Origin of the sequence: Myxococcus sp. MISCRS1 (assembly GCF_026626605.1) — a bacterium.
GTDB lineage: Bacteria > Myxococcota > Myxococcia > Myxococcales > Myxococcaceae > Myxococcus > Myxococcus fulvus.
Genome location: NZ_JAPNKB010000001.1, coordinates 1,237,042 through 1,249,415, shown reverse-complemented (window position 1 = coordinate 1,249,415; position 12,374 = coordinate 1,237,042). Strand labels below are relative to the sequence as shown.

Annotated in this window: 11 protein-coding genes; 8 read left to right on the top strand and 3 right to left on the bottom strand. The window is 69.2% G+C overall.

Annotated elements, in window-relative coordinates:
• Positions 1-4: 4 nt before the first annotated feature.
• Both OWM54_RS04750 and trxA read right to left on the bottom strand, forming a co-directional pair.
• A complete protein-coding gene (locus OWM54_RS04750; RefSeq protein ID WP_046712903.1) occupies positions 5-334 on the bottom strand; it encodes a hypothetical protein in 330 nt (109 codons plus the stop codon).
• 471 nt (positions 335-805) lie between these two features.
• Complete coding sequence (gene trxA, locus OWM54_RS04745) at positions 806-1,135, bottom strand: thioredoxin (protein ID WP_223746765.1); 330 nt, start codon at positions 1,133-1,135, stop codon at positions 806-808.
• 179 nt (positions 1,136-1,314) lie between these two features.
• Here trxA and OWM54_RS04740 point away from each other — a divergent pair, with 179 nt between their 5' ends.
• From OWM54_RS04740 to OWM54_RS04710, 7 genes are all read left to right on the top strand, one after another.
• Positions 1,315-1,695 (top strand): hypothetical protein, encoded by a 381-nt coding sequence (locus OWM54_RS04740; protein WP_194869015.1) that lies wholly within the window; start codon positions 1,315-1,317, stop codon positions 1,693-1,695.
• A gap of 34 nt (positions 1,696-1,729) precedes the next feature.
• Positions 1,730-2,545 (top strand): cytochrome C assembly family protein, encoded by an 816-nt coding sequence (locus OWM54_RS04735; protein WP_141323221.1) that lies wholly within the window; start codon positions 1,730-1,732, stop codon positions 2,543-2,545.
• A gap of 2 nt (positions 2,546-2,547) precedes the next feature.
• Positions 2,548-3,882 (top strand): glutamyl-tRNA reductase, encoded by a 1,335-nt coding sequence (gene hemA / locus OWM54_RS04730; RefSeq protein ID WP_223746766.1) that lies wholly within the window; start codon positions 2,548-2,550, stop codon positions 3,880-3,882.
• Positions 3,879-4,820 carry a hydroxymethylbilane synthase gene (hemC, locus tag OWM54_RS04725; protein WP_267696732.1) on the top strand — a complete coding sequence of 314 codons (942 nt, stop codon included), beginning with the start codon at positions 3,879-3,881 and terminating at the stop codon, positions 4,818-4,820. Before hemA ends, hemC begins: the two co-directional genes overlap by 4 nt.
• Before the next feature lie 42 nt (positions 4,821-4,862).
• Positions 4,863-5,597, top strand: a complete 735-nt coding sequence (locus OWM54_RS04720) for a uroporphyrinogen-III synthase (protein WP_267696731.1) — start codon at positions 4,863-4,865, stop codon at positions 5,595-5,597.
• 118 nt (positions 5,598-5,715) lie between these two features.
• Entirely contained in the window at positions 5,716-7,512 is a 1,797-nt protein-coding gene (locus tag OWM54_RS04715; RefSeq protein ID WP_267696730.1) for an adhesin, read from the top strand.
• Complete coding sequence (locus tag OWM54_RS04710) at positions 7,497-9,341, top strand: GspE/PulE family protein (protein WP_223746769.1); 1,845 nt, start codon at positions 7,497-7,499, stop codon at positions 9,339-9,341. Before OWM54_RS04715 ends, OWM54_RS04710 begins: the two co-directional genes overlap by 16 nt.
• A gap of 52 nt (positions 9,342-9,393) precedes the next feature.
• On the opposite strand, the gene OWM54_RS04705 is transcribed toward OWM54_RS04710, so the two are convergent.
• Positions 9,394-10,839 carry a hypothetical protein gene (locus OWM54_RS04705; protein ID WP_267696729.1) on the bottom strand — a complete coding sequence of 482 codons (1,446 nt, stop codon included), beginning with the start codon at positions 10,837-10,839 and terminating at the stop codon, positions 9,394-9,396.
• 568 nt (positions 10,840-11,407) lie between these two features.
• Here OWM54_RS04705 and OWM54_RS04700 point away from each other — a divergent pair.
• Entirely contained in the window at positions 11,408-12,265 is an 858-nt protein-coding gene (locus OWM54_RS04700) for a hypothetical protein (RefSeq protein WP_267696728.1), read from the top strand.
• Positions 12,266-12,374 lie beyond the last annotated feature (109 nt).

Below are 12,374 nucleotides of genomic sequence, written 5' to 3'. Positions count from 1 at the left end.
TGTCTCAGGCGGGCTTGCCACCCGCCAACAAGCGACGCCGCTCCGCCTGGTAATGGGCTGAACACAGCCCCTTCGAGCGCTGCTCGCGCGTGCAATCCGGCATCGTGCAACGCCGGTCCGCCGCCACCATGTTGCCCGCAAGGGCCTTGGGCGGACGGCCGCGCCGACGGCTCGCCGACAGCGCATTGCTGCTCCCCGAGCCGCTCGACAGCGGCATGCCCTGGTTCATCGCGCGGAGGACGCCTCGGCCAATCGCGTCACCCAGCGCCTCCGCCCAATTCACCATGGCGGGGGTCAGGGGGACCTTCGACAACTCCTTACGTGGTCGTGCCATGAAAACTCCCGTGAAAACAGTCAAACAAAGCAAGACTCCCAATGCGCTTATTTGGCGGTGGATGTCAACGTTGTCAATACAGCCTGGGAGGGGTCTCTCATGACTCGCAAGTCGTCCCGAAAAATTGGTGACACGACTGCAAAGGGATACGTGTTTCCCACACGTGCCATGCGTGCTGATTTGCGCATCGCGGTGGATTTGTCCGCGCGGGTGAAAATGGCGCGAAGTCTGAGAAATCGCTGAGAGGGCACGAAAAGTTTGCGTGCGCGTGGCGTGGGATTGGCGGGGCCGCGCAAGGGACTCACGCTGGGTGCGAGACGAAGCGCGTCACGCGAAGGAGCGGAGCGCGGGTTGATTCGTCCCGGAAACGAAACGGGGTGGGGCGTCTGGCCGTACGACGAAGCGCCGGACAGGGCGTGGGCGGGAGGCATTGGCCTCGACCCGCCAGGCCCGTGCCCGGCGCTCGGAGGTCTACAGCGCCTTCTTGAGGGCGTCCTCGATGCGCGCCTTGGGGACGGCGCCGACGATCTGCTCCACGACCTGGCCGCCCTTGAAGACGAGCAGCGTGGGGATGGACCGGATGCCGTAGTTCTGCGGCGTGCCCTGGTTGTCGTCGATGTTGAGCTTGGTGAACTTCACCTGGCCCTTGTACTGCTCGGCGAGCGCGTCGATGGAGGGCGCGATGGCGCGGCACGGCGCGCACCAGGTCGCCCAGAAATCCACCAGCACGGGCTGCTCGGAGTCCAGCACCTGCTGCTTGAAGTCGCCATCTCCGACATTCGTCACGTTGTCGCCTGCCATGATGTCTCCTTGGGGCCCTCTGTGGCCTGCATGGCGCGTCGTCTAGTACGCGCCTCGTGGGGCTGCAAGAACCGGTGGGCCGGGGCCAGTCCGCCCGCAATGATGCGGCCGGCAGCCCGGGGTTTCACCTGGAAGGATCATCCGCCCCCCGGGCGCGGCGCTGGTGTAGGCTGGCGGGCGTGACGAAGCTCTTCCTGCCCCAGGCCCAGCTCGAGGAGTGGGCACTGGCTGACAAAGCGGACCTGCGTGACGGCCGGCTGGTGGTCATGGCCGAGGGTGGAACGGCCTTCGCCGTCTCACCGGCCGTGCATTTCCTGCAACTGGTGTCGGGCGAGGACACCCACGGCCTGGTGGCCAAGGTGAAGACCGAGGAGCAGCTCTCCCGACTGGGGGCCGAGCAGATGGCCGACTCGGTGCTGGTGGGGGAGTCCGCCTACGAGGTCGTTCCAGGGTATGTGACGGAGGTCCCCTCCGGCGCTCCGAAGCCGGAGGCGGCGGGGAAGAAACCCGATTCGGAGACGGACCTGTTGGCGGCGTTCCTCCTCAACAAGATGGGCTGATTCGCCTGTCTGCCGCGGTTATGAGCCTGATTCCATGAGCCACACGCTCGTATCGCTCGCCTGCCACGCCTACGGCATCGCCGCCGTGGCCTACCTCGCCTACCTCGTCCGCCAGTCGGAAGGGCTGGCCATGGCCGGTCGCGTCCTGGTGGGCGGGGGGCTGGTGCTCCACGGCGTGGCCCTGTTCGAGCTGTTGGGCGCCCAGGGCGGCCGTCCGGTGGGCCTGGCGCAGGGCTTCTCCGCGCTGGCCTTCCTGCTGCTCGCCATCTTCCTGGCACTGGACGTGCGCTACCGCAGGCCCGTCATCGGCGCGTTCCTGACGCCGCTGGCGGTGACGGTGCTCCTGCCCGGCCTGCTGCTGCACGGGGGCCAGTCGCCGTTGCCTCCCGGCGTGCGCCAGCCCTTGTTGCCGCTGCACATCTCGCTGGCGCTGTTGGGGCTGGCGGCGTTCGCGGTGGCCGCGGGGGTGGGGGTCATGTACCTGCTGATGGAGCGGCAGGTGCGGGCCAAGCGCTTCGGGCTGTTGTTCGCGCGGCTGCCGTCGCTGGAGTTCCTGGACACCCTCAACCGGCGGTTGGTGGTGTGGGGCTTCATCGCGCTGTCGATCACCCTGGCGACGGGGGCCTTCTTCGTGACGACCACGGTGGGTTGGCAGTGGGATGGCAAGTCCATCGCCACGGTGGTGGCGTGGGCGGTGTTCGCGGCGCTGGTCAACGCGCGCATCTTCGCCGGCTGGCGTGGGAGGCGTGTGGCATTGCTGACCATGGCGGGCTTCTGCCTGGTGCTGGTGTCCTTCCTCACCTCGTATGACGCGACGCCGACCGCGGCCGCCGTCATGAGGATTCCCTGAGTATGGAGCTCGTCTGCATTGGCCTGTCCCACCGCACGGCGCCCCTGGTGGTGCGCGAGCGGCTGGCCTTGTCCGAAGCGCGTCAGGTGGAGGTGCTGCAGAAGCTGGCGCAGGCCCCGGTGGAGGTGTTGTGGGTCTCCACCTGCAACCGGGTGGAGGTGTATCTGTCCGCGCCGGATGGGGGCGTGGCCCGGGAGCGCGCCGTGTCGGAGCTGCAGGCGCTGGGCGGGCCCGAGGCGGCCGAGCACCTGTATGAGCACCGGGGCGAGGCCGCGCTCATCCACCTGTTCCGCGTGGCGTCCAGCCTGGACTCCATGGTGCTGGGCGAGGCGCAGATCCTCGGCCAGGTGAAGGACGCGTTCGAGCGCGGGCAGGGCGCGGGCGCGGTGCGGGGTGAGCTGACGCGGGCGTGCGCGGCGGCGTTCGGCTGCGCCAAGCGGGTGCGCACCGAGACGGCCATCGGCCGCGCGGCGACGTCCATGGCGTCCGCGGCGGTGCAGCTGGCGAGCAAGGTGTTCGACGGGCTGAAGGGCAAGACGGTGCTGGTGGTGGGGGCGGGGGAGATGGGAGAGCTGGCGGCGCGGCACCTGCAGCAGGCGGGCGCGACGAAGCTCTTCATCACCAACCGCACCCTGGCGCGCGCGGAGGCGCTGGCGGCCGAGGTGGGCGGGACGGCGCGGCCCTTCGAGGAGCTCTTCACGCTGCTGACGGCGGCGGACGTGGTGGTGTGCAGCACGGCGTCGCCGGTGCCGCTGTTCACGCGGGACAATGTGGGCGCGGTGGGCAAGGCGCGCCGTGGCCGCCCGCTGTTCATGGTGGACCTGGCGGTGCCGCGCGACATCGACCCCGGGGTGGGCACGCTGGACTGGGTGCACGCCTACGACGTGGACGACATCCAGAAGTTCGTCGCGGACAACGCGGCCGCGCGCGCCGAGGAGGCGCACAAGGCCGGGGTATTGGTGGCGCAGGAGGTGGCGCGCTTCGTCAAGGAGCGCGCGCTGCGCGAGGGGATGCCGGTGCTGGCGAGGTTGCGGCAACGCGCGGAGGGGATTGCCCGCGCCGAGGTGGAGCGGACGTTGACGTCGCTGGGGGATGGGTTGACGGACAAGCAGCGCAAGAGCATCGAGGCCATGGGGCGCGCCATCGTCAACAAGCTGTTGCACGAGCCGACCTCGCGCCTGCGCGCGGTGGGGCCGGAGGGCGAGGGCAACCGGCTGGCGGGCGCGGCCGCGGAGCTGTTCGGGTTGCTCGAGGCGGAGCTGGAGGCGGCGGAGCAGCAGCCGCAGGCCCTGTCCGCGCAGGGCCCGGCGCAGGTGGCCACGGGGGCGAAGCGATGACGTCCGTGCGCATCGCCACCCGGCAGAGCCCGCTGGCGCTCTGGCAGGCGCGTCACGTGGGCGCGCTCCTGAAGTCCCACCACCCGGGCCTCGAGGTGTCCTTCGTCGAGATGACCACCGAGGGGGACCGCTTCCTGTCCGCGCCCCTGTCCTCGGTGGGCGGCAAGGGCCTGTTCGTGAAGGAGATTGAACAGGCGCTCATCGACGGGCGCGCCGACATCGCGGTGCACAGCCTGAAGGACATGACATCCGAGCTGCCCGAGGGGCTGGTGCTCGCGGCGGTGCCCGAGCGCGAGGACCCGCGGGATGCCTTCTGCGGCACCGCGGGCCAGACGACGGTGGACGCGCTGCCCCAGGGCGCGCGCGTGGGGACGTCCTCGCTGCGCCGCAGCTGCATCCTGCGCTCGCGTCGGCCGGACCTCGAGATCGTGAGCGTGCGCGGCAACGTGCAGACGCGTCTGGCGAAGACGAAGGAGCTGGGGCTCGCCGGCGCGCTGTTGGCGCACGCGGGGCTCAAGCGACTGGGGCTGGAGCACGTCATCACGGAGGTGCTGTCCACCGACGTGAGCCTGCCAGCGGTGGGGCAGGGGGTGCTCGCCATCCAGTGCCGCGGGGCGGACGCGCGGGTGTGCGGTCTGCTCGCGCCGCTGGAGCACGCGACGACGCGGGTGGCGGTGACGGCGGAGCGGGCGCTGCTGGCGAAGCTGGAGGGCGGCTGCACGGTGCCGCTGGCGGGGCATGCCACGGTGTCGGAGGGCAAGGTGCACCTGCGAGGACTCGTGGGCCGGCCGGATGGCGCACACGTGGTGCGGGGCGAGGTGCGTGGCCCCGTGGCGAAGGCGGCCGAGCTGGGCGAGGCGCTCGCGGACGACCTGCTGTCGCGTGGCGCGGCGGACATCCTGCGTGATTTCGCTCGCCGCCCGGGCGCGCGGCCCTAGACTGCCGCGCGCGTGGAACGGCGACTGGAAGGCATCCGAGTCTTGGTGACGCGCCCGCGTGAGCGGGCCGAAGAGCTGTGCTTCCTCCTGGAGGACGAGGGCGCGGAGGTGCTCAGCCTCCCGCTGCTGGAGCTGCGTCCTCCGGAGGACCCGCGCCCGCTGGCGTCGGCCGCGGAGCACATCCAGCGCTACCGCTGGGTGGTGTTCGCGAGCCCGTCCGCGGTGGACGCGCTGCTGGACGCGCTCCGGGAGGCGGGCACGTCCGACAGGCTCTCCCGCGTGAAGCTGGCGGCGGTGGGGCCTCGCACCGCGCGCGCGGTGAAGGGCTATGGGCTGGACGTGGCCGCGGAGCCCGAGGAGGGCACGGGGCAGGCGCTGTTCGAGATGCTCAAGGACGGCCTGCAGTCCGGAGACGAGGTGCTGCTGCCCGCGGCGGAGGACGGTCGGCGCGAGCTGGAGGACGCGCTGCGGGAGGCCGGGGTGCTCGTCACGCGGGTGACGGCCTACCGCTCGCTGCCGGCGGAGCTGCCGCTGGAGGCGCTGGAGCTGCTGGGGGCCTCGCCGCCCGACGTGGCGGTGTTCGCCTCGCCGCGCACGGCGGAGGCCTTCCTGGAGGCCGCGGGGCGCGAGCGGTTGGGCGCCGCGCGGGTGGTGGCCATCGGTCCGACGACGGCCTCGGCGCTGGAGCAACTGGGGCTGCCGGCCTCGGCCATCGCCGAGCGACCCACGCCCGAGTCGCTGGTGGACGCCACGGTGCGCGCCGTCCGGGGGAACTGAGTTCCGGGCGGAAAGCAGCGTGGGTGCCACGAGGCGAATCGTTCGCGAGTAGACTGGCCTTCCCATCGCCCTGCCGGCCGCATGCCGGGAGTCAGGCGACGTGGGAGGGGTCTCATCGATGAATCGAGGTTCGCAGCGGAGCGCCGTCGTACTTGGGCTGTTGTTGGCCGCCACGGCGGCGGCGCAGCAGGTGCTGGAATACAGGGACCTGGGGTACCGGGTGCTCAGCACGCCGTCGGACCCCTTCGTCTTCTACGTGGACGGGCGTGCGGCCCAGCCCGCCGGCAATGACCTGGCCCTGGTGACGGCGGCCAGTCGCGCGGCTTTCGAGACCTGGCAGGGGACGACCTGCGCGTGGCCCACGTTCTCCTTCCCGGCGGACGGCGGCGTGGCGACGACGGGCTCGCCCATGGCGAACGTCGATGACCCGGGGGACCGCTTCAACGTCGTTCCCATCTGGGTGACGAGCGCGACCGATATTCACTTTCAGGACACGCTCAACGGAGGCGACAGGCCCGCGGCCGCGAGGGCGCTGACTTTCGGCGGCTACGTGTACCAGTGTGATGTCTATCTCAACGCGGTGAACTACGCCTGGTCCACGCTGACGCCCACGCCGGCGGGGCGCATGGACATCCAGAGTGTGCTGACCCACGAGATCGGCCACTGCCTGGGGCTTGGTGACAGCTTCGAGGCCATTGGCGCGGTGATGTTCTTCGACCTGCCCACGGGCGTGACGCGGCGGCAGCTGGCGGACTACGACAGGACGGCGCTGTGCCGCTTCTATCCGAAGACGGGGGCGGTCGGCTCCCCGTGCGAGAGCGGCACGTGCACCACGGGCCTGACGTGTGTCACCGCGCCGTCCACGGTGTCGGGCAAGGACCTGAAGGTCTGCGCGAAGGGCTGCTTTGGCAACACCTCCGGCGAGTGCCCCGCGCCCTATGTCTGCCGCGACTCCTCGTTGGTGAATGGCTATACGAAGGCCTGTCTTCCGGCGCTGCCCGACGGTGTCACGCCCGTGGGCCGCGAGTGCACGCCGGGCCCGCGCAGCTGTGGCAACACCAACGGCGTCTGCATCGCGCCGGTGGACCCGCCCTCGGGCAACGGGGAGTTCGACCGGTGGGACATGGGCTATTGCACGGAGACCTGCAGCGGCGCGGGCTCGTGCCCCGCGGGCGCCGAGTGCTCGGACGTCCCCGGTCAGGGCTCCATCTGTCTGAAGACCTGTATGCCCGGCGGGAGCGACTGTCGGCCCGGCTACACCTGCGAGACGCGCCCCGAGGGGAACCTCTGCGTCCCCGGTTGCTATGGTGATGCGGATTGCGACAGCAACTCCGTCTGCAGGACGTGCGACCGCGTCTGCGTGCCTCGGCAGACGGCGGGCAGGCAGGTGGGGGATGCGTGCACGGCGGATGCGCAGTGCGGCACCAACCAGTACTGCCTGGTCGCGGAAGGGGGGACGGAGGGCGTCTGCGCGCAGCCGTGCTCGGTGGCGGCGTGCGCGTGCCCGGGTGGGACGTCGTGCCAGGTGGTGAACAAGGACGGTGAGCGGGCGTGTGTCCGGGCCTGCTCGGCGACGTCGTGTGACGCGACGTTGAGGTGCGGCACGGTGGAGCAGGGCAGCTCCGCCTGTCTGCCCGTCTGCCGGACGGAGAAGGACTGCGCGCCCTCCATGCTCTGCTCGGCCGCGGGCACCTGTTACGATCCGCTGGCCAAGCCGGACGCGGGCTCGTGCACGCTGTGCAACGACGCGGGCACGCCGCCTCCGCCGCCCGTGGACGCGGGGCCGCCGAAGGGCCCGGGTGGTCCGGACGGCTGTGGCTGCCAGGGCGCGCCCGTGTCGGCGGCGGCCTTCCTGGGGGGATTGGTCCTGTTGCTGCTGGTGGCTGGAAGGAGAAGGACGTGGCACAAGCCGTGAGCGGCCCGAATGCGTCTGCCGTGAGGAGCCGGGTGGACTTCACCACGCTCTTCGTCCTGGAGGCGCTCGTCGGCCAGGGGCTGTTGACGCCCCAGCAGGCCCAGGAGGTGCTCGCGAAGGAGCCCGCGGCGCGAGCGCGTGTGCTCAAGGCGCAGACCGCGGCGAGCGGCAAGGACGCCGCGCGCTACGACGTGTCCCCGGTGGAGGTGGTGGCCGCGTTCCAGGTGCCGTTGGCCAATGGCCGCGGCGTGCTGGACGAGGACCGCGTCACCGAGGCCGCCGCGCGCGCCTCGGGGCTGACGTACCGGAAGATCGACCCGCTGAAGCTGGACATGGGGCTGGCCACGCGCACGGTGTCGCGGCCCTATGCGCAGAAGCACGTGCTGCTGCCGCTGGAGCGCACGCCGCAGGGGCGCCTGGTGGTCGCGGTGGCGAACCCGTTCGACCGGGAGCTGTTCGAGAGCTTCCACCGGCTGACGGGGCTGCCGGTGGAGCCGGTGCTCAGCTCGAAGGCGGACATCCTCAAGTCCATCTCCGACATCTACGGCTTCAAGAAGACGCTCGCGCGGGCGGCGGATGACTTCAGCGCGGCGTCGGGTGGGGCACAGGTCTCCAACTTCGAGCAGCTCGTCTCCTTGAGCGGGACGCAGGAGCTGGAGGCGTCGGACCGGCCCGTGGTGCAGGCGGTGGACTACCTGCTGCGCTACGCGTTCGACAACCGCGCCTCGGATATCCACATCGAGCCCAAGCGCGCCACGAGCGTGGTGCGGCTGCGCATCGATGGCGTGTTGCATCCGGTGTATTCGTTGCCGGCGCAGGTGCATCCGCCGATTGTGTCGCGCGTGAAGATGCTCTCGCGCATCGACATCTCGGAGAAGCGCAAGCCACAGGACGGGCGCATCAAGACGGAGCGGGATGGGCGCGAGGTGGAGCTGCGTGTCAGCACGTTGCCCACGGCCTTCGGCGAGAAGGTGGTCATCCGCATCTTCGACCCGGAGACGTTGGTGCAGGACATCGCCCAGCTCGGCTTCGAGCCGGACGAGAAGGCCAACTTCGAGTCGTGGATCGACCAGCCGCACGGGCTCATCCTGGTGACGGGCCCGACAGGCAGTGGCAAGACGACGACGCTGTACTCGGCGCTCAAGGCGCTGGCGGGGCCGGACGTCAACGTCACCACGATTGAAGACCCCATCGAGATGGTGTGGGACGCGTTCAACCAGGTGCAGGTGCAGCCCAAGGTGGGGCTGGATTTCGCCGGGGCGTTGCGGCACATCCTGCGCCAGGACCCGGACGTCATCATGGTGGGCGAGATTCGCGACGCGGAGACGGCGGAGAACGCCATCCAGTCCGCGCTCACCGGCCACCTGGTGCTGTCCACGTTGCACACCAACGACGCACTTGGCGCGGTGGCGCGCATGCGGGATTTGGGCGTGCCGTCGTTCCTGCTGGCGCAGAGTCTGCTCGGGGTGATGGCACAGCGCCTGCTGCGGCGGGTGTGCAGTCATTGCGCGGAGGAGACGTCGTTGACGCCCGACGAGCTCCTGGCGCTCCAGGCGCCGTTGCCGCTGCTCCCCGGGGGCGTGCGATTGCTCAAGGGCGCGGGCTGCGTGCGCTGCCGTGGCACGGGCTTCATCGGACGCACGGGTGTCTTTGAAATCGTCACCACGGGCAGGGAGCTGCGGGAGCACATCTCCCGCGAGGCCCCGTACGAGAAGCTGGTGGAGGTGGCTCGGCTCGGAGGGATGCGGACGCTGCGCGAGGCCGCCGTGAGAAAGCTGGCGCAGGGGCTCACCGCGTTCGACGAAGTGGTGCGGATGACGTCCGCGTGAGGACGGGCGCACGGTGTTTCACCGTGCGCCTGGGCCTCGGGACGAACGGGCTTCAGTCGAGGGTGGCCCTGCCTGGGACCAGCGCACTGGCGGGGAGCTCCTCGCCGAGGAACCAGCGCTTGCTGGTGGCGGGCGTGGAGACTTCGGCGCAGCGGGTCGGCTGACCTGTGAGCATGATTTTGGCGTACGTGGGGCCCTGATGACGGGCGCCCAGGTGGAAGGCGCGGTGCGCGTCTCCTGCCGTGGTGGCCGCGACGACGGCATACGGGCCCGTGTAGCAGTGCTCCTCGTAGGTCTGCGCCAGGGCTTGGGTGCACGAGGCATCCGCGTAGAGCCCGAGGTGGAAGGCGGGCGTGGTGGGGAAGCAACGCGGTTGTCCGCTCGTGTCCGCCTCGAAGTGGCAGTCCGCGTCCAACTGGGTGTCGAACAAACCCATCGGGACATGGAGCGAGTCATTCATTCGGGCTCCGCGCACGACGAGGCGACCATGGGTCTGCATGTCGACGTGCCTGGCTTCAGGCCAGCTCGTGGGGGGAATCTCCTGTCCGGCGCGATGGAGGCAGGGTCCGTTCGGGCCGAGGGATGACTCCATGCAGGTCCCGTTCTCGGACCTGGCATACAGCTCCGTCGTCACAGGGCCGGTGGAGAACGCGCTGGCTCCGGTCTCGCATCGGCTCGCGGGGTGTTCGACGGCGAAGCGGGGCGCATTGCAGGAGGGCGCAATGAAGACGGGCTCGCTGCAGCTCGCGTCCGCAGATAGTCCACCGATGGCCGCGATGGCGACGTCCTGACCCGAGGGCAGGCACCGCTGTGACGCGTCCTGGGCCCGCTGAACAGCGCAGGTGACGCCGTGCTCGGTGGCTTCGAGGTGATGGAGGCTGAAGGAGCCATCCTCGCCTTCGACGAAGTGGGCCGCGATGCCCTCCCGGGACACGTGCTGGCGCAAGACGCCCTTCACGAACGTGTTGCCGGTGACCTCGTCACCGAAACGGTAGGCCGCTCGCGAGGCGTTGCCCGGGAGGGCGTGACAGCCCCCGGAAGTGTCACGGAGGTAGACGGAGCCGGTGACACGGGCGCCCAGGTGGAACAGTTGCTGGAGGACTCCGGGAGGCGGTGCTTCCTTCGAGAGGATGGTTCCCGCGGGCAGCGGATTCGCGGAGATGACACCTTCCTCGGTGCAGCTCGCGTCGAGGTAGAAGGGGGGCTCGTTCCGGGCGATTCGGTGGAGGTTGTCACTCAGGCAGTAGAGGTCTCCGTCGGGTGCCACGGGCTGCCAGGTGCAGGGACGGAGGCGTGCGGCGTCGTAGGTTGCCTCCGACCAGCGCAAGCCGTCGGTCGTGGTCATCCGCCGGACCTTGATGCGTGAGCCTCCCTTGAAGAAGGACTCTTGAGACGTGAAGTCCGATTCCTGCTTGGGACCCGCACCTCCCTCCGTCGAATCCCCACAGCCCACTCCCCCCAACATCGCCACCACCAGCCCTGCACAGACGCGACGCATGACACTCCTCACGAGGCGGCGCGACCCTGGGACAGCCCCCATGCTGCTCCTGGTCGTCCGGGACGCGGATGCGCGCCCGCGACCTATACGGGGCCTGGGGCACAGTCTGGTCGGGAGACTCATGGAACGGCTTCGGACGACGCCGGAGCGTGTTGGCGCTGTGTCTCTGGGTGACTTTCCGTCAGGGAGCACTGTGATTGAGAGTCTGCCTTGACGCTTGCCTGAACTGAGCTTTCGTCTGGAATCAAGGGTGGCCTGACAGCAGATGTTGACTTTTGAGCGTTTCAACTTGTAGGACGGAAAATCGATCATGTCTGCTCCGACAGCTCTCGCGGTTACGTCCTCTATTGGCTCTCCAACCATTGCGACCACCACGCGGAGGAGGGGACAAGGCATCAGAGTCGGAAAGCGCATCATTCAGGCCTTGTCGTGTTTGAGCATGCTCCTCGTCGGAGTGCTGGCGTCGGATGCGAGAGGCGCATGCTCTCCTCCAGGTGGCTCCAAGGCCTGTACGGTGAATTCCTGCAACGGCAGGATGACCTGTGACTTGTACTGGAGTGATTGCGAGATGTTCGACGGCACCTCCACCGCAACCTGTTCTGTCTGTGGACGTACGGGAACGCGCCGGTGCACTGCGGAAGGCTCCGTAATCTCGAACTCCTGCACCGCTTACCTGGCGCAGGACAACAACTGCAATGGTTGCGACGATGATGGCGACGGCTTGATCGATGAGGACTACGTCCCGACCATCATCTGTGACGCCAAGCAGAACGGATGCTTCGGCAAGATGCACTGTGTCGGGGGACAGCTCGTCTGCAAGGTTCAGGTGGGCACCCAGTTCCTTTCTTGTTCCGACGACTGTGATGGACATGCCGCAAGGCGGTGGTGTGCCGAGGATGGGACGGCCGGTCCGTGCACGCGCGACACGCCCACCGAAGAGCGGTGTAATGGCTGCGACGACAACCAGGACGGGATCATCAACAACGCGCCAGGCAAGGGGCCCTATACCCTGACCCGGAGCTGTGTGGGCCCAGGGGGCGCTTGTCCGGGGTCGACGGAGGCCTGCCTCTCCGTTTTCTGGTCCGGCGTCTGCAATGCTCCCGCGGAGGCCTGCAATGGCCTGGATGACGACTGTGATGGCGTCATCGACGAGAATGGCATCTGCCGCATGGACACAGGGGCGTGCACATGCGCGCCGACCACCTGTGCCGCCCAGGGCAAGAGCTGCGGGACCATTCCGGATGGTTGTGGCGCGATGCTGAACTGCGGCACCTGCGGGACGGGGCAGCTCTGCAATAACAACGTGTGTGTCGGGGCGTGTGTTCCCAGGACCTGCGCGCAGCAGTCCGTCACCTGCGGCGTCATCACGGATGGATGCGGTGGGCCGCTCGACTGCGGCCCTTGCGGCGCGAGCTTCGCGCCCTGACGGACATCTTGAATCTGCGGTCTCGGCGCCTCCGCCCACTTGGGCGGTGGATGCCGAGGTACTCCCTCATTCGAGCTTCAATCCGGGTCTTCCGACCCACAAGGACGTT

Coding starts and splice junctions, on each gene's coding strand:
- trxA (WP_223746765.1), bottom strand. CDS start 1,135: ATGGCAGGCGACAACGTGACGAATGTCGGAGATGGCGACTTCAAGCAG.
- OWM54_RS04750 (WP_046712903.1), bottom strand. CDS start 334: ATGGCACGACCACGTAAGGAGTTGTCGAAGGTCCCCCTGACCCCCGCC.
- hemA (WP_223746766.1), top strand. CDS start 2,548: ATGGAGCTCGTCTGCATTGGCCTGTCCCACCGCACGGCGCCCCTGGTG.
- hemC (WP_267696732.1), top strand. CDS start 3,879: ATGACGTCCGTGCGCATCGCCACCCGGCAGAGCCCGCTGGCGCTCTGG.
- OWM54_RS04715 (WP_267696730.1), top strand. CDS start 5,716: ATGAATCGAGGTTCGCAGCGGAGCGCCGTCGTACTTGGGCTGTTGTTG.
- OWM54_RS04700 (WP_267696728.1), top strand. CDS start 11,408: ATGTTCGACGGCACCTCCACCGCAACCTGTTCTGTCTGTGGACGTACG.
- OWM54_RS04705 (WP_267696729.1), bottom strand. CDS start 10,839: ATGCGTCGCGTCTGTGCAGGGCTGGTGGTGGCGATGTTGGGGGGAGTG.
- OWM54_RS04735 (WP_141323221.1), top strand. CDS start 1,730: ATGAGCCACACGCTCGTATCGCTCGCCTGCCACGCCTACGGCATCGCC.